Annotated in this window: 18 protein-coding genes; 1 reads left to right on the forward strand and 17 read right to left on the reverse strand. The window is 37.2% G+C overall.

Features of this window, described 5'->3' with window-relative positions:
* Nucleotides 1-383: 383 nt before the first annotated feature.
* From lysS to pth, 14 genes are all read right to left on the reverse strand, one after another.
* A complete protein-coding gene (gene lysS / locus CDIMF43_RS00640; protein ID WP_109842306.1) occupies nucleotides 384-1,883 on the reverse strand; it encodes a lysine--tRNA ligase in 1,500 nt (499 codons plus the stop codon).
* 116 nt (nucleotides 1,884-1,999) lie between these two features.
* On the reverse strand, nucleotides 2,000-2,995 hold the full coding sequence (gene dusB / locus CDIMF43_RS00645; RefSeq protein ID WP_074403414.1) for a tRNA dihydrouridine synthase DusB: 996 nt from the start codon (nucleotides 2,993-2,995) through the stop codon (nucleotides 2,000-2,002).
* Nucleotides 2,996-3,143: 148 nt separating this feature from the next.
* Nucleotides 3,144-4,079, reverse strand: a complete 936-nt coding sequence (cysK, locus tag CDIMF43_RS00650; RefSeq protein WP_109840907.1) for a cysteine synthase A — start codon at nucleotides 4,077-4,079, stop codon at nucleotides 3,144-3,146.
* Nucleotides 4,080-4,205: 126 nt separating this feature from the next.
* Entirely contained in the window at nucleotides 4,206-5,090 is an 885-nt protein-coding gene (gene hslO, locus CDIMF43_RS00655) for an Hsp33 family molecular chaperone HslO (protein WP_109840908.1), read from the reverse strand.
* Nucleotides 5,091-5,163: 73 nt separating this feature from the next.
* On the reverse strand, nucleotides 5,164-7,338 hold the full coding sequence (gene ftsH, locus CDIMF43_RS00660; RefSeq protein WP_109840909.1) for an ATP-dependent zinc metalloprotease FtsH: 2,175 nt from the start codon (nucleotides 7,336-7,338) through the stop codon (nucleotides 5,164-5,166).
* Between the two features lie 112 nt (nucleotides 7,339-7,450).
* Nucleotides 7,451-7,993 carry a hypoxanthine phosphoribosyltransferase gene (gene hpt / locus CDIMF43_RS00665; RefSeq protein WP_034573274.1) on the reverse strand — a complete coding sequence of 181 codons (543 nt, stop codon included), beginning with the start codon at nucleotides 7,991-7,993 and terminating at the stop codon, nucleotides 7,451-7,453.
* Nucleotides 7,983-9,410 (reverse strand): tRNA lysidine(34) synthetase TilS, encoded by a 1,428-nt coding sequence (tilS, locus tag CDIMF43_RS00670; protein WP_167554790.1) that lies wholly within the window; start codon nucleotides 9,408-9,410, stop codon nucleotides 7,983-7,985. The genes hpt and tilS overlap by 11 nt, the downstream gene beginning before the upstream one ends.
* Before the next feature lie 78 nt (nucleotides 9,411-9,488).
* Nucleotides 9,489-9,989 carry a S1 domain-containing RNA-binding protein gene (locus CDIMF43_RS00675; protein ID WP_034573269.1) on the reverse strand — a complete coding sequence of 167 codons (501 nt, stop codon included), beginning with the start codon at nucleotides 9,987-9,989 and terminating at the stop codon, nucleotides 9,489-9,491.
* 125 nt (nucleotides 9,990-10,114) lie between these two features.
* A complete protein-coding gene (locus tag CDIMF43_RS00680) occupies nucleotides 10,115-10,597 on the reverse strand; it encodes an FtsB family cell division protein (RefSeq protein ID WP_074403419.1) in 483 nt (160 codons plus the stop codon).
* A gap of 110 nt (nucleotides 10,598-10,707) precedes the next feature.
* Entirely contained in the window at nucleotides 10,708-10,989 is a 282-nt protein-coding gene (locus tag CDIMF43_RS00685) for an RNA-binding S4 domain-containing protein (protein ID WP_034573265.1), read from the reverse strand.
* Nucleotides 10,986-12,047 carry a MazG nucleotide pyrophosphohydrolase domain-containing protein gene (locus CDIMF43_RS00690; RefSeq protein ID WP_109840911.1) on the reverse strand — a complete coding sequence of 354 codons (1,062 nt, stop codon included), beginning with the start codon at nucleotides 12,045-12,047 and terminating at the stop codon, nucleotides 10,986-10,988. Before CDIMF43_RS00690 ends, CDIMF43_RS00685 begins: the two co-directional genes overlap by 4 nt.
* A gap of 9 nt (nucleotides 12,048-12,056) precedes the next feature.
* A complete protein-coding gene (locus CDIMF43_RS00695; RefSeq protein ID WP_074403421.1) occupies nucleotides 12,057-13,652 on the reverse strand; it encodes a putative polysaccharide biosynthesis protein in 1,596 nt (531 codons plus the stop codon).
* A 100-nt stretch (nucleotides 13,653-13,752) separates the two neighbouring features.
* Nucleotides 13,753-17,286 (reverse strand): transcription-repair coupling factor, encoded by a 3,534-nt coding sequence (mfd, locus tag CDIMF43_RS00700; RefSeq protein WP_109840912.1) that lies wholly within the window; start codon nucleotides 17,284-17,286, stop codon nucleotides 13,753-13,755.
* Between the two features lie 93 nt (nucleotides 17,287-17,379).
* Nucleotides 17,380-17,949 carry an aminoacyl-tRNA hydrolase gene (pth, locus tag CDIMF43_RS00705; protein ID WP_074403423.1) on the reverse strand — a complete coding sequence of 190 codons (570 nt, stop codon included), beginning with the start codon at nucleotides 17,947-17,949 and terminating at the stop codon, nucleotides 17,380-17,382.
* Between the two features lie 282 nt (nucleotides 17,950-18,231).
* Between pth and CDIMF43_RS00710 the strand changes: the two genes are divergently transcribed.
* Nucleotides 18,232-19,200: an L-lactate dehydrogenase gene (locus CDIMF43_RS00710; protein WP_074403424.1), complete on the forward strand. Its 969-nt coding sequence runs from the start codon at nucleotides 18,232-18,234 to the stop codon at nucleotides 19,198-19,200.
* Between the two features lie 183 nt (nucleotides 19,201-19,383).
* Here CDIMF43_RS00710 and CDIMF43_RS00715 read toward each other — a convergent pair whose 3' ends face one another.
* From CDIMF43_RS00715 to CDIMF43_RS00725, 3 genes are all read right to left on the reverse strand, one after another.
* Entirely contained in the window at nucleotides 19,384-19,743 is a 360-nt protein-coding gene (locus tag CDIMF43_RS00715; protein WP_152878188.1) for a DUF3139 domain-containing protein, read from the reverse strand.
* 12 nt (nucleotides 19,744-19,755) lie between these two features.
* Nucleotides 19,756-20,547, reverse strand: a complete 792-nt coding sequence (locus CDIMF43_RS00720; RefSeq protein ID WP_199198132.1) for a C40 family peptidase — start codon at nucleotides 20,545-20,547, stop codon at nucleotides 19,756-19,758.
* 325 nt (nucleotides 20,548-20,872) lie between these two features.
* Nucleotides 20,873-22,090 carry an amidohydrolase gene (locus tag CDIMF43_RS00725; RefSeq protein WP_109840914.1) on the reverse strand — a complete coding sequence of 406 codons (1,218 nt, stop codon included), beginning with the start codon at nucleotides 22,088-22,090 and terminating at the stop codon, nucleotides 20,873-20,875.
* Nucleotides 22,091-22,092 lie beyond the last annotated feature (2 nt).

The raw sequence follows: 22,092 nt of genomic DNA on the forward strand, positions 1-22,092 counted from the left end.
TTACTTTGTTCAGTTTTCAAAGGTCTAAGTTGTTTCGTTGTTGTTTTGACAACTTCTATATATTAGCACGTTTAGAAGTTCGTGTCAACAACTTTTTTAATTTTCTTTTTCGCTAAGTTGTTGTTACGTCCTAGCGACATGTATAAATATAACAGGTATATCAAGGTTGGTCAACTCTTTTTTTGCTTTTTTTTATTTATTTTTACATTTGTTAACAATATTTTTTTAAATCGGAAATCACACGCTTTCACTTCGGAATAAACGAACTTTAAAATCAAATTCACCTCTATCGTACTTCATTGTTAAAAATGTATAATATCCACTTTTGGTTTAATAAACAATAAAAAGAGAGTCTACAGCTTATAGACTCTCTTTTTTCACTATTAATTATTGCGCATCGTTGGAAATAACAATACGTCACGAATCGCTTGAGCATCTGTTAGCAACATTACTAAGCGGTCAATTCCGATTCCTAATCCACCTGTTGGCGGCATTCCATATTCAAGAGCTTCTAAGAAGTCTTCATCTAATTGATGTGCTTCGTCATTTCCTTCTGCCCGTTCTTGCATTTGTGATTCAAAACGCTCTCTTTGATCAATCGGATCATTTAATTCTGTAAATGCATTTGCATATTCATTTCCGACAATAAAGAGTTCGAATCGATCTGTGAAGCGTCCATCTTCAGGATTTTTCTTCGCTAATGGCGAAATTTCTACTGGATGTCCATAGATGAATGTCGGTTGAATCAATTTTTCTTCTACAAAAGTTTCAAAGAATTCATTTACAACATGACCATATTGCATGTTTTCTGTAATAGCTACATTATTGTCTTTTGCTAGTTGGCGTGCTTCTTCATCTGTCATTACTGGCCAGAAGTCAACTCCGGATATTTCTTTAATAGCATCTAGCATGTGTTGACGTTTCCAAGTTGTTTCTAAATCAACATCTACGCCACCATAAGTGATTTTAGCTGTTCCTAATACTCGCTCAGCTGCTGTACGAATGATTCCTTCTGTTAAATCCATTACGTCTTGATAGTCTGTGTATGCTGTATATACTTCTAACATTGTAAATTCTGGGTTGTGCGTTGTATCGACACCTTCGTTGCGGAATACTCGACCGATTTCGTAGACTTTTTCCATTCCTCCAACAATTAAGCGTTTCAAGTGCAACTCTAAGGCAATACGTAAATACAATTCCATGTCCAATGCATTATGATGCGTAATAAATGGACGCGCTGCTGCTCCACCTGCTAAATTGTGTAAAGTTGGCGTTTCTACTTCCAAGTAATCTTGTTCATTTAAATAATTACGAACTTCTTTAATGATTTGGCTACGTTTTGTAAAACGATCAAAACTTTCTTTGTTACTAATCAAATCTAAGTAACGTTGACGGTAGCGTTGTTCTACATTTGTTAAACCATGATATTTATCTGGTAATGGACGTAGTGCTTTTGATAGTTGAACCAATGAAGTAGGCTTAATCGTTACTTCTCCAGTATCTGTTTTCATGATGATTCCTGTTACACCGATAAAATCGCCTAAGTCTGCGTTTTTAAAGATTTCATAGTCTTCCTCACCAACAGTGTCTTTTCGAACATAAATTTGAATTTGGCCTTTACGGTCTTGTAAATGAGCAAAGCCAACCTTACCTTTTCCACGCTTAGTCATGATTCTTCCAGCAACAGTTGCTGTTTCTTCCTTGGCTGCTAATTCTTCTTTAGTATCAGCATCATAAGCTTCATGTAATTCGCTTGATAGATGTGTTCTTTCAAAGCGACTGCCAAATGGATCGATGTCTTTTGCGTATAAATCGGCCAATTTTTCACGACGCACTTGTAATTGGTCATTTAATTCTTCTTGATTGTTAGTTTCGTGGCTCATTTTTTGCACTCCGTTTCTGTTTCGTTTTGTTTCTTCCATCTTTACTCTTTATAATGCCAATATAATTGAAAAAAAGCAAGGGAATTAAAGTTTTTATCTTTAATTTCCTTACGTTTTTATTTCACTGTGTTCAATTCTCGTTCTTCTGTCGCTTCTACAAATGCATCGAGTATACTTACCATTTCTTCTTGTCGAGTTGCTTGATTCACTGCTAGTTTAGTTTTTGCTGCACGTGAAATCCCTTTTAAATAGTAAGCAGCATGCTGACGGAATTCTCTAGTGGCAATGGTTTCGCCTTTTAAATCAACTAATCGTTCTAAGTGAAGCTTGGCTGTAGCAATTTTTTCTCTTGCTGGTGGTTCAGGTAGCAGAATTCCTGTTTCCAAGTAATGTTTGGTTTGATAAATCATCCAAGGATTTCCTAGCGCAGCGCGTCCAATCATTACGCCATCTGCACCAACCTCATCTAACATACGCTTAGCGTCCATTGGAGTTTTGACGTCTCCATTGCCCATGAACGGAATGGTTAATGCTTGTTTGACTTCTTTTAAAACATTCCAGTCTGCTTGTCCTTCATACATTTGGACTCTTGTCCGACCGTGCATTGCTACGGCCCCTGCTCCTGCTCGTTCTGCTGCTAAGGCATTTTCAACAGCGAATACATGATCCAAATCCCAACCAATTCGCATTTTTACGGTTACTGGCAATTGAACGGCATCTGCAACGGCCGCAACCATTTCATAGACTTTGTTAGGATCCAACAACCATTTTGCGCCAGCTTCTGCTTTGATGATTTTGTTTACTGGGCAGCCCATATTAATATCGATAATGGCTGCTTGGGTATTTGCCTCAACAAATTTTGCAGCTTCCACTAGTGTATCTTTATCGCCACCAAAAATCTGAACGCTTAATGGGTACTCATTTTCTTCAATGTGCAGCATTTCTAAGGTTTTTTTATTGCGGGTTTGGATTCCTTTATCACTGATCATTTCACAAACAACTAAGCCTGCACCAAATTCTTTTACAGTAACTCGGAAAGCTGCATTGCTAATTCCAGCCATTGGGGCAACTACAACACGATTGGGTATTTCAACGTCTCCTATTTTCCACATGGTTTATTTCCTCTTTTCTCTATATAGGTAACAATTGGATTGTTGGTTTAAATTTACTAGAGGTATCATAGCATAATTCACAAACAAGTAAAACTGTCTTGTTTGTAAATTAAAAAAACTTCCAATGATGCTCATTGGAAGTTTTGACTTATTCGCCTTCTACTGCTGGGTAAAGTGCTGTTGATAAATAGCGTTCACCATTGTCAGGTACTATCGCTAAAACGGATTTTCCTTTTCCTAACTTTTTAGCAACTTCAATTGCTGCTTTAATTGCTGCTCCTGATGAAATTCCAACAAGTATTCCTTCTTTAGTGGCAACTTCTCTTGCCATTCCTAACGCATCTTCACTTGTTACTTCTAAAATTCCATCATAAATTTTCGTATCTAAGACACCAGGTACAAAACCCGCTCCAATTCCTTGGATTTTATGAGGGTTTGGTGAACCTCCTGCTAAAACAGGTGATTCTGCTGGTTCAACAGCGTAAATCAAGGTCGCTGGATTTGCTTGTTTTAAAACATGACCCACTCCAGTAAGAGTTCCACCCGTTCCAACGCCTGCAACAAACGCGTCTGGGCCTTTTCCGTCAAATGCTTCTAAAATTTCAGGTCCTGTTGTTACTTCATGAACTGCTGGATTCGCTAAGTTGTCAAATTGCATTGGCATAAAATAATTAGGTTGTGCTGCTAATTCAGTCGCTTTGGCAATTGCGCCTTTCATTCCTTCTGATCCTGGTGTTAAGATCAGAGTTGCTCCATATGCTCTTAATAATTTGCGACGTTCAATACTCATAGTATCTGGCATAACTAAAATCGCAGGATAACCTTTTGCTGCTGCTACCATCGCTAGACCAACACCCGTATTTCCACTTGTAGGTTCAACGATTGTGTCTCCGGGTTTTAAAACACCCTCTTCTTCTGCAACTTCAATCATATTCAATGCAATTCGATCTTTTACGCTACTTCCAGCGTTAAAAAATTCTAGTTTCACATAAACATCTGCAGCTTCTGCTGGAACAACTTGATTTAGCTTAACGATTGGGGTTTCTCCGATTAATTCTGTTACTGATGAAACCATTCTTACCATGTTGTTTCCTCCTCTATTTGTTCAACTTGGAACGTTAGCTTTATTTTAGAAATCTTACTTACTTTTGTCAAGTGAAATGCAAAAGCCGTTTCCTCTTATTTACAAAAGAAAACGGCTTTGATTTTTTTATTTAGCTACGGCTTCTGCTCGTAATTCTATCAAATCTGTTTCTGAATAATGGTAGTGATTGCCACAAAAATGACAGCTTGCTTCAGCGCCATGATCTTCCTCAATCATTTCAGTGATTTCGTGTTCTCCTAATGCAATAATCGCTGTTGAAAAGCGTTCTTTTGAACAATCACATTTGAAACTGACTGGCATTTTTTCAAGAACTTTCACATTTTCTTTACCTAATAGACGATCTAATATTTCTTCTGGTTGTTCTCCTGCATCCATTAATTTTGATACCAACGGAATTTCAGCAATATTTTTTTCAATTGCAAGAAGCGTTTCATCTGTTGCTCCTGGCATTACTTGAATCATAAAGCCTCCTGCGGCTTTAATGGAATCGTCTGTGTCTACTAAAACACTTAACCCAATTGCTGAAGGTACTTGCTCTGAATTAGCCATGTAGTAGGTGAAATCTTCGCCTAGTTCGCCACTAACTAGCGGAACTTGTCCAGAAAAGGCTTCTTTTAAACCTAAGTCTTTTGTTACTGTTAGCGTCCCTTGAGTTCCGACTGCACCGCGAACATCGATTTTCCCTGCAGCGTTAGGAGGTAAACTCACACTTGGATTAGCGATATAGCCTTTTACTTCACCTCGGCCATTACTGTCTACAACGATGTGCCCAACTGGGCCGTCTCCATCCACTTTGACAGTCATTTTGTCGTCACCTTTTAAAGTTGCACCTAACAACAGTGCACCAACCATCGTTCTTCCTAATGCAGCAGATGATGCGCTCCATGTATCATGTCTTTTTTGAGCTTCACTAACGGTTTCTGTTGCACAAAGTGCGTAAGCTCTAATTTGCCCCTCGTAACACACACTTTTTAATAAATAATCTGACATTCTGTTTCACCTCATATTTTGATAAAAGAAGGACACAACAAATGTTGTATCCTCTTTTTGAACGATTTAATTTTTATTTGTAACGATCTGAGAAGTTGTTGTCGTCGTATTCAGACTTAGCTTCTTCCTCTGTTTTTTCTTTTTGTTCTGCTTTCACTTCATCAGAAGCTTCTTTGGCTTCAACATGTTCTTCCACTTCTTCTTCATGAAGTTCTTGCTTACGTTCCGCTAGTTCAGCTTCTTCTTGTTTCATTTTTTCAGCTTCTTTAGCTTCTAACGCCTTTTTTGCCTCTTCAAAGGTTGCACCTTTTTCACTTGGAAATTCAGGGTTTTCTTGACCTTTTGCTAGTGGCATTTCGCCTGTTTCAAATAGACTCTTGATTGTGCGTTCGTCTAATGTTTCTAATTCTAGAAGTTTTTCAGCAATCAATTTGTGTTGTGCTTTATGTTCTTCTAAGATACGACGAGCTTCCAAGTGAGCGTCATTTAACAGTTTGCGTACTTCTTCATCGATTTCATATGCAACTTGTTCTGAATAAGCTTTTGTTTGACCGTAGTCACGACCAACAAAGACTTGGTGGTTTCCTTCATATTGAACAGGACCTAAACGATCACTCATTCCGTATTCAGTTACCATGCTGCGAGCTAAGCCTGTTGCTTGTTCAAAGTCGTTACTTGCGCCAGTCGATTGAACGCCGAAGACCATTTCTTCCGCTGTACGTCCACCAAGTAATCCAACAATTTGTTCAAACATTTCTGTTTTAGTCATTAAGAAACGATCTTCTTTTGGAAGCATAATGGCATATCCGCCAGCACGGCCACGAGGTACGATGGTTACTTTGTGAACAACGCGTGCGTCACTTAGTACCATACCAACGATGGTATGTCCTGATTCATGGTACGCAACCATTTCACGTTCTTTTTTACTGATAACGCGGTCTTTTTTAGCTGGACCTGCAATTACGCGGTCTTGTGCTTCATCGACATCTAGCGCGTCAATTTTAGTTTTATTTCGACGAGCTGCAACTAATGCAGACTCATTTAATAGGTTTTCTAAATCCGCACCTGCAAAGCCTGGCGTTTGTTGTGCTACTACTTTTAAATCTACGTCATCTGCTAAAGGTTTGTTTTTAGCGTGGACTTTAAGAATTGCTTCACGTCCTTTAACATCTGGACGGCCTACTAAGATTTGACGGTCAAAACGACCTGGACGAAGTAAGGCTGGATCTAATACGTCTGAACGGTTGGTTGCAGCAATGATAATGATGCCTTCATTTCCTGTAAATCCATCCATTTCAACTAATAATTGGTTTAGGGTTTGTTCACGTTCGTCGTGTCCGCCACCCATACCTGCACCACGTTGACGACCAACTGCATCGATTTCATCGATAAAGATGATTGCTGGAGCATTTTTCTTCGCTGTTTCAAATAAATCACGTACGCGGCTTGCACCGACCCCTACAAACATCTCAACGAAATCTGAACCTGAGATTGAGTAGAAAGGAACGCCAGCTTCACCTGCTACGGCTTTTGCTAGTAACGTTTTACCAGTTCCGGGAGGTCCTTCTAATAGAACACCTGCTGGAATTCTAGCTCCTAAAGCAACAAAACGTCTTGGGTCTTTAAGGAATTCAACTACTTCAACTAATTCTTGTTTTTCTTCCTCAGCTCCTGCTACATCTGAAAAACGAATTTTGTTGGCTTTGCTGTCAGCTTCTTTAGCTTTTGATTTGCCAAAGCTCATCACGCCACGTCCGCCGCCTTGTCCACCTTGACCGCCTTGTCCCATCATTAGATAGAAGAAGAAAATCAAAATAATGATTGGCGCCATTGTCATTAATAGAGTTAACCAGATTCCTGGAGTATCCTCTTCTAATGGTGTCATCGTTACTTTTTTATCTTGAGCAATACCGTTAATTTCACTAACGATCGAGTCATTTTGTAAGACTGTTGTTGTAAAGTTCTTGCTCTTAGCGTCTGTTGAACCAAAGATTTTTAGTCCAGAAGAGCTGTCTTTCACTTTTTGTTCGTCACGGTATTCCCCAGTGATGTTATAAACCCCACCACTTGGTTGGATGTTAAATTTTGCTATTTTGCCGTCTTTCAATTGAGTTACGAAGTCACTTCCTGAAAGCTTGTTACTTTGTTCGCCAGTTGATCCACCAGTTGCCCAAGTTACAATTCCAATGATTCCTAAGAAAACAATTGCATAGAAGACGCCACTTTTAAAGAGTCCATTCTTCTTCATATTCGCCCTCCTTCTACACATGAGTCTGTCTCATGTTGTATGGTTAATTTTACTTTTTATAGTATTGTTTCAATTCTAGACTATCATAACATATTTGACCTTCATTGACCATTTATTTCTCTTGGTAAATCTCAGGTTTTAAAATTCCAATATAAGGTAGATTACGATAACGTTCTGCATAGTCCAAGCCATAGCCTACGACAAATTCATTTGGTACTAAGAAGCCAACATAGTCCGCTGTAATATCCACAACGCGTCCTTCTGGTTTGTCTAAAAGCGTCACAATTTTAACTGATTTGGCTTGACGATACTTAAATAAGTCAACTAAGTAAGCTAACGTTCTGCCGCTGTCGATAATATCTTCAACAATCAAGATGTCACGTCCAGTTACATTGGTATCTAAGTCTTTAATGATTTTTACTTCTCCTGAGGAAACAATATCATTTCCATAACTTGAAACATCCATGAAGTCCATTTCTAAATAGGTATCAATTTCTTTGACAACATCTGACATAAAGAAAGTTGCGCCTTTAAGAACACCTACTACAAGCGGATTCTTACCTTGATATTCCTCTGTTAACTGTTTTCCTAGTTCTACGGTTTTAGTAGCCAATTCTTCTCTTGAGAAGAGGATACGTTCAATATCATTTTGCATTTATCGTTTTCTCCTTTTCAATACCCTCATTTTTATCGTAAACGAGTATGTATTGTATTTTATCAGTTTCTTTAGCAATAGACAATTGGGATTCCTTATATTCTATCAACCAAATAATTTTTTTTTGATTATCGGCGATCAAATATGCTTGATTACGCTGTTCTAGCGGGATTTTTTGATCTATTAAAATATCTTTAAGTTTTTTGTGTCCTTTGCTCTTTCCTTTTAAGCTCATTTTATCGCCAGGCAATCGGTGTCGGATGGTTAGCGGTAATTCTAGCGAAGCTGGATTAAGATAGATCACCAATTGATTGGGTGTTTCTTTTTCTTTGTAATCTGTTGTTTTAAAAAAACCAACGCGCTCACCGTTTGGTAGGTCAACCCAGGAATTCAATGGCAATTCGGTTGAATAAAAACTGGATTTACTGATTATTTTTTCGTTTGTTACGTAAAATGAATCGTAGCTTTTAATGCCGTACCATTGATTTGAAAAATGAAGCTCCCCATTTGGTTGTTGACTTTCTAGTAATTCAAGTACTTTTGCTAGATGGCTTCTTTGAAAGGTAAAGGTGGTTTGCTTCAATAATTCTTGTAAGAAATGATTTAAAATTTGTTTTCTTAAACTAGAAGGATACTGTTGAAAATCGGAAATGGTTAGTTTCCAAGTTCCTTTGCTTTCTTGTTTAACCACTTTTTGATAGCTTGTCATTATTTGTAGTTGCGCAATCTCAAGTATTTCTTGTAAGTCATTTGAAAAATCATTAAAATGTTGAATCACTTGCGGATTTTCCTTCTTCAACAATGGCAGAATATGGTTACGGTATCGATTTCTTGTGTAGCCATCGTCAAGGTTTGTTTTATCCTCAAAGTAGAATACTTGATGGTTTTTGCTATATTCAAGAAGTTGACCTTTTGTAAAAGCAAGTAACGGACGAACGAGCTTTTTATGGGAAAACTCTCGCTCTGCCTGAATTCCTGCAATGCTTTCAAGATGTCCACCTCTCACTAAACGCATTAAAATCGTTTCTGCTTGATCGTCTCCATGATGAGCTGTTACTAAATGGCTGATTTTTTCTTCAGTCATTGTTTTTTTAAAAAACTCATAACGAAAAGCTCTGGCAGCGGCTTCAGTTCCTGTTTTTGGTTGCTCAAATTTTTCCCATTTTGTTGAAAAATAAGGAATCCCGTTGTCTAAACAAAAAGCTTCTAGAAAAGCGGCTTCATTTTGAGATTCGTTTCGTAGCTGATGATTGACGTGGGCTACTGCAAACCACGGTTTTACTTTTAGTGGCAATTTCATAATTAAATCTAGCAATACCATCGAGTCTACCCCTGTTGACACAGCCAGCAAAAGTCGATCGTTTTTTTTCCAAAAGGTTTGTTTGTAACATTCACTTAAAAAATTGCTTTCGAGCATCTGCATGGCTCCCTTCAGGATCCTTCTTTTTTGAATAAACATAAAAAAGGATAAGTTTCCTTATCCTTATCATCTATTTTAGTTACGACGTCCGCCTCGTCCGCCTCGTTTTCCTTCAGTATTGCGTTTTAATGAAGTTAAACGATCGTCACTATCTTTTAAAAATGAAGTCATCAATGAATCAAAATCTTCTTTTTTAGGAACTGCGTTGCGATTGTTACGGTCATTTCTTTGGTTTTGATAACCACCACTGCTACGTCCGCCACCGCTGTCTCTTCCGCCGCCACCTTCACGACGTCCTTGATAGCTTGACTCACGTCTTGCTGGAGCTGCTGATTCAGGTTTGTCTACTGCACGACGAATTGAAAGACCAATTTTGCCGTCGTCTCCGATAGACATTACTTTAACCGTTACGTCATCTCCTACTTTTAAAACATCTTTAATGTCTTTAATAAAGGTATCAGATACTTCACTAATGTGAACAAGACCTGTTTTACCTTCACCTAAATCAATAAATGCACCAAAATTTGTAATACCTGATACTTTTCCTGAAATTTTACTTCCTACTTCAATTGACATAAAAAATATGTTCCTCCTTAAAACTTGTAAGCTCATTATAGCACGCTACTTGGCTACTTCAAAAGACTATTTACTCAAATTTTGTTAAATTTGTAAATATTTAATCACTAATACACTTAAAACTCTTAGTTAGAGCTGTTTTCTTGCTTATTATCCTTTTTTTCTTCACTAGATTTATTTTTTTCAGTTTCTTCTGATTTCTTTTTCGTCTCTTCCAATATCTTGGCTGCGTTATCTTCTGGTAAGCTAAAGATAATCTCACCGTCTTTTGATAGATAATACTTGCTACGAGCAAGCTTAGTAACAAAGTCATCATCTTTCAATTGATTGATTTGGTTGTTTAATAAACGTTGTTCGGCTTGAACTTTTTTCAAATTTTTTTCTGCTTGCACTTTTTCTCGATTCATTTTTGCAACTTCTTGACGGTTGACTAAAATTGTAATCGAAAGCCCCACGATGATAATCGCTCCAATTAAACTAATAAGAAAGATTCTTCTTCGCATCTGTCGTTTTTGTTTCTTTTCACGGTGGTTTTGAAGGTTTTTTTCTTGGGTATACTCATTTTTCAAGTTTTCGACATTGCTTGGTTGGTGATTGCGTTTCTTCATTTTCCCACTCCTCGATTTGAAAAAACTAAGAGTCTTTTGCACTTGGATAAAGTTGTTAGCTTCGTTTCACTCGTCTCTTTAATAGTACAAGAAAGTCACAGCTTTGTCTATTAAGAGTCCGCTCCATCAGGAGTATCAGCTTTGTAAGTTTCGCTAATAATTGTGTACATATTTTTCGCTTCGTCTTTTTTAGTCGTTTCGATAATTCGGTCAATTTTTACAACTAGTGTTTTATTGCCAAAAGCAATGCTTAATTCATCGCCAATTTTTACATCTGTTGATGATTTTGCTGCAAGTCCATTAACTTGAATTCTACCTTTATCTGCTACTTCTTTTGCTACTGTACGACGCTTGATAATGCGCGATACTTTTAAAAATTTATCTAGTCTCATGGTTGTTCCCTCTTTTCTTCTGCTTTTATTTTTTGCCAAAGTTTATCTAATTCTTCGATTGTATTGATTTCCACGCCATCAAAAACATGGGGGTGTCTTCTGCGCAATTTTTTGTTCAGTGTTGTGAGGACATCTTCTAATGTGAAGTAGCCTTCTCTTTCGCCAAATCCTGTGTGATACAAGACTTGCATTAAGACGTCGCCTAATTCTTCAATGGTGTTTTCTGTATCTTCATTTTCAATGGCTTGAATTAATTCTGCGGTTTCCTCTTTTAAATAAGGAATCAAGGTCTCATGGGTTTGTTCTTGAATCCAAATGTCGCCATTTTCTCCTGTAATAGCATCCATATAGGTTTGCAAGGTAGCAAATGAAGCAACCCGCTCGTCTAATGCTAACGGAGGAACGTAAAGGGACGTTAAATTATGGACGCCTTCCATTCGATCGATTTCGTATAAAGGCAACCAGTCAATTTGTTCCTCTTTACTTCCTGCTGAATGAACGAGTGCCACTTGATGATCGTCTGGATAGATTTCCATTAAGGTCAATTTCACATCACTTGCGATAAATTCATTAAACACTTGCATGATAATAACGTGTTGACTCATTTGAACCTCATCTTGTCTTAAAGCTAGTGCGTCTAATAATTGAAAGCCTTCAACTGGATCTATCTTCACTGCTTGAAAGAAATCGTCTAAGAAGCTTTTTCCGCCTTTAATTGTCACTTGGATGCCTTTTGTGTTTGCTAGCAATAATTGAACTGATTTTTCAGCGACCATTGGATGGCCTGGTACGGCATAGACAATTGGTTTTTCTGTTTTTTGCGCACTATCAATTAATTTTTCGACAATGGTTTCATAGACATTTTCAAATTGGTCGTTTGCTTCATAAATCTCATCAAAGGAGGTGAATTGAAGATTTTCTTCTTCTAAATTCGCAACAACTGGATGTAATTTTGTTCGTAAATAAACAGGGTAATCTGCTTTTAATAGTTGATAGACGCCAAAAGGCAACTGCTCTATATCTCCTGGGCCTAAACCAACAACAAGGATTTCTCCCATAATAACTTCCTACTTTCTTAATAGCTTTTTGCCAAAGGGCATGTAGAGCCATTCTCTAATTGTAAACAGTTTCCACTTTAAAATACTAAAGCCAAAGATACTGACTCCGACAATTATTCCAATGAAAGTGACTAGAATTGCGCCACTTCGTCCGGAAAATAGTGGGAATAAACTTAAAAATAGCACTGTCAGTAAGACAACAAATGTCATCACCCAACAACATAATACTAATTTTACCAAAAATCCGCCACGTAAGATACTCCCTTTAAGTGCAACAGGAGAACCGATCCATAGGCAACTTAAAATAACCGCTAAACTCATGACTGTTGCTAGACTTGCTCCTAGTGTTCCAAAAGCCTTCACCAAAAGATCGTTAAATAAAACTTTGACTACCAAACCGACTAGAAGGGCAATCATTGCTAAACGGTGTTGGTTGCGACTTTGTAAAATAGCATTGTACGCCCCAATTAACGATGCCAAAATGATTGATAGCAGGTAGATGCTTAAAACACCATTTCCTGCTCGATCGCCAAATAAAACATGGTTAATATAAGGCAATAAAACCAACATTCCAGAGGTCGCCGCCATCGCAAAAGCTGTCGTAATCCTAAGAAGCGAAACGGCTGTACGCTGGAATTCAAATTCTCTTTTTGAAACATAATAATTACTTAGCATTGGTACCAAGCTAGCTGCGAACCCCGTTCCCACAACCATTCCTAATTGAACAAGCGGTTGTCCGCGGTCATAAATTCCTTTTAAGTTCTTCGCTACGTCAGGGGAAATTCCACTTAAGGTCATCCCTTTGTATAACGTAAAGGAGTCAATTAACTGCAATAAAATCAACATCGCACTTAAAATACAAATAGCTGTTCCTTCTGTCAAAAAACGATAAAGCAAGGTTGAATAGCTTGTTGGTTGATACAATTCTTCGTTTCCTTGTTTTTCAAAAGCTGGCGCTATGACACTTGCTTCTTTTTTTACATAATAATAATAAGCTAATACCAGCAACGCTGCGATTCCTGCAATCCACGCGCTACTCATCGCAATGGTTCCCATTTGATAGTCTGTCCAGCCTAATTTCAGATAGAGAAAAGCAGCGATCAAAATCACCGCAACGCGTACAACCTGTTCAACCACTTGAGATACGGCAGTAGGCAGCATGCGATAGGTTCCTTGAAAGTACCCTCGCCAAACAACTAAAAAAGGCATACATAGAAACATCCAGGAAACCGCTTGGACGAGGGGTGTTAGTCCGCTGTCTCCCATTAAACTTGCAATTTTTCCAGCAAAACCATAGATTCCAGCAAATAACACGATTGAAAAAATGCTTAGAATGACGAAAGTTCGTTTGAGTAATTCTTTTTGACTGCTCTGTGACTTTCTTTCTGCTACTAATTTTGATAAAAAGATTGGAAAGCCTGATAAAGCAAAGGTCATGCCGATTCCATAGAGTGGGTAAACTTGCTGATACACGTAGAATCCTGTATTTCCTACCATATTTTGGAAAGGAACACGGTAAACGGCGCTTAGTATTTTAGCAATTAATGAAGCTACAGATAAAATCACTGCGCCATTCATCATATGCTTCATTTGTTTATTTCCCATTTATACACCTACATTCGTTAAGTCTTAAAATAAATTTTGACTTTCGTTCTTTTTATCGAATTATACGTTTAACTTCTTAAGAAAAGCTGAAGTTTCTGCTTTATTTTTCAGATGCTTCACTTTTTTCTACGAAGTAAGCTGCAACATTTGCTGCAAATTTTTGCAAATAATCTAACCATTGATAGGTTGGCTCATTGTTTAATTGGAAGGTTACGACTAATTTTTCTTTTTTAACAGCGACATTCGCTCTTAATGGAATATCCCCCAGTGCTTTGAATACTTCTTCAGCTGGCAATTTTTCAGTGCCGGATTGAGAAAGAGTGACGTCAATTTGATTGTTGGTACGTTTAATAAATTCAATTAAGGCTTTTTCGCTATGCATTTTCATTAGTCCAATTGATAGTAAATCCGCTACTTCATCTGGATACTCGCCAAATCGGTCAATTAAATCATCTTGTAGCATAGTATATTCTTCTAAGTCTTTTAATTCACGAATGCGTTTATAGATTTCAATTTTTTGACGTTCATCTTCAATATACGTGCTTGGTAAATAGGCATTGATCGCCAAATCAATTTCAACTTGTGTTTTTTCTTCTTTAACTTCTTCGCCACGTTTTCGCATCACGGCTTCACTTAGCATTTCAGAATACAAGTCAAATCCGACGGAATCAATAAAGCCATGTTGTTGTGCACCTAGTAAATTTCCTGCCCCACGGATGGATAAATCGCGCATCGCGATCTTAAAACCTGAACCTAACTCGGTAAAGTCTTTGATGGCTTGCAGTCGTTTTTCGCTGACTTCATTTAGTACTTTGTTTGCTTGATACATGAAATAGGCGTAGGCGACTCTGTTGCTTCGGCCCACTCGTCCTCTTAGTTGATAGAGTTGAGACAAGCCCATATGATCGGCATTTTCAACAAATAAGGTGTTCACATTTGGGATATCAACGCCGGTTTCGATAATCGTCGTCGTTACGAGAACATCGTATTCGCCTTCAACGAACTGGTATAAAATACTTTCCAACTGTCCTTCTGTCATTTGACCATGTGCATAGGCAATTTTAGCATCTGGAACGAGCATTTGCAGCTCATCTACCTTTTTCTCAATTGTTTCAACACGATTGTAGAGATAAAAGACTTGCCCGCCACGTGTCAGCTCTCGCTCGATGGCTTCGCGAATAGCCCCTGGGTTTTGCTCCATCACGTAAGTTTGAACAGGGTAGCGATTTGCTGGTGGTGTTTCGATAACTGATAAATCGCGTACGCCTAGCATTGACATGTGTAAGGTTCTTGGAATTGGTGTTGCGGTTAACGTTAGCACGTCTACTTGTGATTTTAACTGTTTTAATTTTTCTTTGTGCTTCACGCCAAATCGTTGTTCTTCATCGACTACTAATAAACCTAAATCATGAAAATCAATGTCTTTTGAAAGGATTCGGTGAGTACCGATGACGACATCTACTTTCCCTGTTTTAATGCCTGCAATTGTTTCCGTTTGTTGTTTTTTCGTTCTAAAACGACTTAATAATCCTATCTCAATTGGAAAATCTTCAAATCGGGTAATAAGACTTTCATAATGTTGCTGAGCTAGGATGGTTGTTGGGACTAAGAATGCGGCTTGTTTGCCATCTTGTACGGCCTTAAAAATAGCACGCATAGCGACTTCGGTTTTTCCGTATCCTACATCTCCAACTAATAGGCGATCCATTGGCTTTTTCTTTTCCATATCGTGTTTGATTTCAGCTGCACTGCGTAGTTGATCGTCGGTTTCTGAGTAGGGAAAGGCATTTTCAAATTCAACTTGATAGCCATCATCTGGTGAGAAGGCATACCCTACTTCGGATTCTCTGGCTGCGTATAACTCAATCAAATCATCGGCAATGTCTTCTATTTTAGCGGCTACTTTTTTCTTCGTTTTCGCCCACTCTGCGCCTCCTAATTTATTGATTTTCGGAGTTTTCGCTTCAGAGGAAACGTATTTTTGCAGTAAGTTAATTTGAGTTACGGGAATAAACAGCTTGGCATCGTCTTTGTAGATCACTGACATATAATCTTGATGAATGCCATTGATTTCAAGAGTTTCCATTCCAGTGTATTTTCCGATTCCGTGATTGACATGGACGACAAAATCACCTGGGTTTAACTCGGTGTAGCTTTTTAAACGCTCTGCATTGGATAAGGTTTGTCTGCGTGCAGTTTTTTTCGTCACCTTATTAAACATTTCCCGTTCATTTAGGACAACAATTTTTTCTTTTGGCAATTCAAATCCGTTGTGGATTTCGCCTGTGGTAATTTGAACGAGTCCTGTTTCTAATTTTTTAGGTTTAACGACTTTGCTTACTATTTCAAAATCTTTAAAGGTTTGATGGACTTTTTTAGCGCGTTCGTTGTCTGGAACCATTACGATAATCGTATTTTTTTGCTTCGTCCAGCGTTCCATTTCTGTTTTTAATAGAGGCATTTGGCCAAAAAATTGTTGCATACTTCGATATTGGAAGGGATGAATTTGAGAAAATCGAAGATTTCCCATACCTTTTTGAAATAGAGAGAAGTATAGAATGTCTTGTTCTTGATTTTTCATTACGCTTCTTAATTCATTTGAAAAGACTTGATCTCGTAAAATTTTGCGTTCCGCTAACTTATTCGTCATCCATTCCGCTTCTTCTTCAACTAGGCGACGTTCAGTCTCTAAGATCCGTGGGTATTCGTCCATAATGATTAAGCTGTTTTTATGAATATACTCAAGTACAGTTGTATGTTTTGGATAGACAAAATCGGTATACATCACTAACTTATCCGTTGGCTCGCCTTTATCAAAAGCATCCACGATTGGGCTTAGCTGTTGATGGAAAATTTCTTTTTCACTTGCATCCATAATTAAATCATGGTTTCGTTCAACCGCTTCACTAAATGCTGTTGCGCCTTTTTGTAGGAGCTCTTTGGTAAACAAGACATCTGTTGCAGGCAAAATAGTGATTTTGTCAATGTTTTCAATTGAGCGTTGGGTATCTGCTTCAAAATAGCGTAGGGAGTCGATTTCGGTATCGAATAAATCAACTCGGATAGGGTGTTCTTCTGTTAATGGGTAGATATCGACAATCCCACCACGAATGCTAAATTCGCCTGGTTTCCCTACTAAATGCTCTCTTGTATAGCCCATATTCACTAATTGTTCAGCTAAATGGGTTGGATCTAATTCGCCACCTTGTTTCATTTTAAATCTTGCTGCTTTCCAAATTTCTTTTGGTGGCAATAGCTTACGAACGCCGGATAATGGAATAATAATGATGCCTTTTTTACCTGACAGCAAGAAATCTAATGTGGCTACCCGCTCTGCTCGGTATTCAGGGGACGAGACGGACATTTCTGCTTGAATCATTTCATCTACAGGAAATAAATGTAGTTGGTCTTCTGGAACAAATCCTGAAAAATCTTCAATCAGTTGACTGGCATGAAATAAATTGTGCGCGACGATAACAATCGGTTTTTTCTTTTGTTCTAAAATCGTACTGATGACTAGTGTTCTTGCGGATCCTGATAAACCCGTAACTAATTGAACCGTATTTTGACCAATCGATTCAAGTAAATTGGCTATATCAGGAGTCGTTGCTAAGAGTTGTTTGATATCACTCATTTAAATGCTCCTTTTGTTTTATTATTTCTAAGTAAGGGAAAAGAAGCTCAGAATTTCTCTCAGCTTCTACTTCTTTATTGGTTGTTTTTATAATTATGCTTTTTTATTAAATTCGTTCATGGTTTCTAGAAAAGTATGACCTTCTACCCAATATCTGATTGCTTTTGCACTGTCTTTGACGGCAAATAACATCTCTTCATGTACTTCTTTTGGAAAATTGCTTAAAACATGGTTAATTACGGTTTGCCCTTTGACTGGACGATCAATTCCGATGCGAATTCGATTAAATTCAGATGTACCTAGGTGCTGAATCAAGCTCTTGATGCCATTATGACCTCCCGCACTGCCTTTTTGACGAAGACGAATCTTGCCTGTTGGTAAGTCTAAATCATCATAGACAACAACCAAATCGTCTATTCCTAAATTGAAATAATCCATTAACGGTCGAACAGATCTGCCTGAATCGTTCATAAAGGTTTGTGGTTTAACAAGAATAACTTTTTCAGTTCCAATAAAGGCTTCTGCGTAAACTGCTTCAAATTTACTTTTATTGAATGTAAGACCTTCTTGAAAGGCTAGTTCATCCATTGTGATAAAGCCTATATTATGTTTTGTACCGGTATATTTAGCGCCTGGATTCCCCAAGCCAACAATCATTTTCATTTTGTCGCCTCATTTTAATTATAATTTGGTTCTGAGCTTCTTTTTTTCCACGCAAAAAAATGCTGCACGACTACTCGCCCAGTTGTGTTGCTTAAGACAGTATACCATATTTGCAAAGAGATAAGGAAACACTCTTCTTTTTCCATTAAAATTTAACAAATTCGTGACATTTTGTTCCCTTTCTAAAAAAACAGTTGATTTCCTAAGCATCCTTCATTAATATTTTCTCATAAAATGCTATACTGAATTTGATTAAAATAATTTTCAGGAGGAATCCCAACTATGATACAACATGATATAAAAGATCATCAAAAAGTAATTATCGTCGGTGACGGTGCTGTTGGTTCAAGTTATGCTTTTGCTCTTGTAACTCAAAATATTGCGCAAGAAATTGGAATCATTGATATTGATCGCGATAAAACAGAAGGTGACGCGATTGATTTGTCACATGCTCTTGCTTTTACGTCACCTAAAAAAATATATGCAGCTAGCTATGAAGACTGTCATGATGCAGATATCGTTGTCATTACAGCCGGTGCTGCTCAAAAACCAGGTGAAACACGTTTGGATTTAGTTAACAAAAATCTTAAAATCTTTAAAAAAATTGTCGGAGATATTATGAAGAGTGGATTTGATGGGATTTTTCTAGTTGCCAGCAATCCCGTTGATATTTTGACTTATGCTACATGGAAATTCTCTGGTATGTCTAAAAATCGCGTTATTGGGAGTGGAACTTCTTTAGATAGTGCACGTTTCCGTCAAGCGATTGCTGAATTAGTTCACGTAGACGCTCGTAATGTTCATGGCTATATTTTAGGAGAACATGGCGATACAGAATTTCCTGTTTGGTCACATGCAAATATTGGCGGCTTACAAATTTATGAGTGGGTCAAAGACAATCCTGATGTTGATGAAGAAGCTTTAGTAGATGTCTTTTTCAAAGTTCGCGACGCTGCTTATGAAATTATTGAAAAGAAAGGCGCAACCTTCTATGGCATTGCCGTTGCTCTAGCACGAATTACAAAAGCGATTTTAAATGATGAAAGCTCCATTTTACCCTTGTCAGTCTATTTAGATGGCGAATATGGTCAAGAGGATGTCTTTATCGGAGCTCCTGCGGTTGTAAATCGTCAAGGAATTAAACACGTCATTGAAATTCCATTATCTGACTCTGAAAAAGAAAAGATGGCCCTTTCTGCCAACACATTAAAACAAATTTTAAATGATGCCTTTGAACAATTAGACGATTAAAAAAATTGCTAACTATGACTGTTACTATAATTAAATAAAACAAAAAAAGAGTCAGATTTCAAAATCTGACTCTTTTTTTCTACAGCCTGAAAATTGGTTAGCAAAAATTAATAACGTTTGATTTATATTTCCATTTATTACTACTTTTTATTTAACCTATATGGGCATAGACACATTAATATATCATTTTTCTATCTGAGGATACTTCAATTTTTTCATTTCCTCAGATGTTAATCCGCTACCACCCCATTTCCCCTCTAACAAATGTACTTTCCGAGAGTAGTATGCTTGGAATGATACTCTGTTTTTTTCACAATGGTACTCATAATATACATCATGATCATCATTTAATACGAGAAATAAATTATATCCCCCTAATGTCCAATCTTTTTTTAATTCTTGGATAATGATATCCTCTTTTTTTATCCCTTGTTTATTCATATAATCATTTATTTGAACTTTTGCCTTATATCTATTCACTAAAATAAATCCAAAAATAATTATTAAACCAATTAATAATGTTATAACTATTTTTTTTATCACAATATCACTCCTTTAATAGATATGAATTAGAGACGGTCTATAGTTAGCATTAAATCGATCCATAAGTCCATATGGGGTTACGATTCCACTAGAATTTTTCATAACTGGAACACTACCTGTCCCAAACCAATAGGCTTGAAAAACTAATTTAGAACAATAAGAAGGATTCTTACTATATAACTGCGTAGTAATTGAATAAGAAGGAAAAATATTTTGATTTGCTGTACCATTAGTAGAAAAATAATTCCTATCAGCCCATCTAGCCGCATTATCAGCAATGCCACTAGATGTGCGATATACCCTAACCCAACCTTTTCCTTTATACTCATTTACCCAAGCCTGTGAACTCATTTGGCGAGAAGTTCTTCCTGAACTAGGCATATCTAACACTTGGTTTTCGCCATTTGCTATTGCCGCATGACCTAAAAACCCTGCTGAACTAGTTCCATTAGTAACCAAAACATCCCCTCTCCTGATGTAAAAACCACTAGCCCATCCTCTCCCTTGAGGCTGTTCATTTACAGTTTCATTTGAATATTGACCGTAATTATTTAACTTAAGCCATTCAGAATAAGACAATGAATCCTCTATAATATTTTCAGTTTTTCCATCTTCATAAACCTTGTTAAATTCTTCATTATTTTTTTCGAAATTATCCAATGAAAGTTCTTCCGAATTAATATACCCTTCTTGAATTCCTTGGTTATAAAGCACCTCATAATTGCTTATTTCTTCAGCTGTTCCATATTGACCTCCAACTAATAATACAAGTGACAAACTAAGTATCCCAACTAGCCTTTTCATTTTCATACCCCTTTTAATTTATAATTTATTTCAAATTATAAATTAATAAATACCCCCGTCAATACAATTGTTATTTATCGAAAAACTAATTTTTTTTATTAATACGAGATTTTAATCCAATTAGATTAGTTTCCTCTTCCTGATAAGTTATTGAAAAAGTGGCTGAGACATAAGTCATAAAACAGCATGAAATGTTTATTTCATGCTGTTCCTTATTTTTTATTAACTTAATTTCCACTCAAAAATAGAGTTTTGTTCCAGCTACTTTTAAAATTGTATCAAAAAGTAGTTACATTTCCTCATTTTTCAACCTTGAATTTTCTAACTAAAATACTCCTGACGTAATTCGGCCTTGATACATTGTCACCGTTGGAGACGTTCTTCTAGCTACTGCTTCTGCTGAGCAACTGGCATTTGTAAAAACAAAGGTAGCCTTATCTCCAATTTTTGGCCATACTTGTTCGCCTTCATCGTTAAGCGGCGTAACGCCATTGGTAATCAAACCTAGTGTTCTACTTAGTTCAAATTCTGTCACTTGATTAAATAGTTCGCCAAAACGACTTGCTCGCTCTAAAATATCACCATTTCCGTAGGGGGACCAATTATCAAAAATATTGTCACACCCAATTTTAGTCGTAACCCCTTTACTGGCTAATTCAAGCATTGGTGGAATCACTGGATCAATCGGCACACTTGTAATAATCTCGATTTTAGCTTCATTTAAGGATTGAAATAATTCTTCCTTTCTAGAACCCGTCACGTCTCTTAATCCAAATCCATGACTGACCGCTACTTTTCCTTGCCAATGATAGTGATTTGTTAAGCGAATCAGCTCGTTAAATGTTTTAATTCCCATTTCTCCTCGTTCATGTAAATGCAAATCAATTCTTGCGTTGTTTTCCATTGCTAGTTCAAATGTCATAGCTAATGATTTTTCCATTTGCTGATCGACAGCTGTTGGGTCTACACCGCCTACTATTGTTGCCCCTTTTTTTAAGGCTTGTTTCATTAAATCTACGCTATTGCTACGTAACAAGCCGTGTTGAGGAAAGGCCACTACTTCAAAATCCATTTTTTGCTGATTCGTCAACGCATCCATCACTTCCACTAAATGTTCTAGCTCCACTGTTGGATGCACATCTACATGAGTTCTGATAGCTGTTACCCCATTTTGACGATACGTATCTAGTAAGATTTTTGCTCGTTCTTGAACCCCTTTGTCTAATTGCTTTAACTCAATCATTTCATCTTCAAAACGTTCAATAATCGAAGGTACGCGCTTTACCGCTTTCCACGGCGTTCCTAATCTTGATTTATCTAAATGGCTATGACTTTCCACAAAACCAGGCAATACGAGTTGTCCTTTGGCGTCATAAACCGTAGTAGCTGCTAGCTGTCCTTTTCCCTCTTGAATAATCTGGCTAATTTTTCCTTTTTCAATTAAAAGATCAACCAAGGTTGTCTCAGTTTGACTAACGGTATTCCCACTTTTTTTAAAGCCAGTTTCCAATCGGCAATTTTTAATTAATAGCGTTTCATACATGT

Source organism: Carnobacterium divergens (assembly GCF_900258435.1).
Taxonomy (GTDB): Bacteria; Bacillota; Bacilli; order Lactobacillales; family Carnobacteriaceae; genus Carnobacterium; species Carnobacterium divergens_A.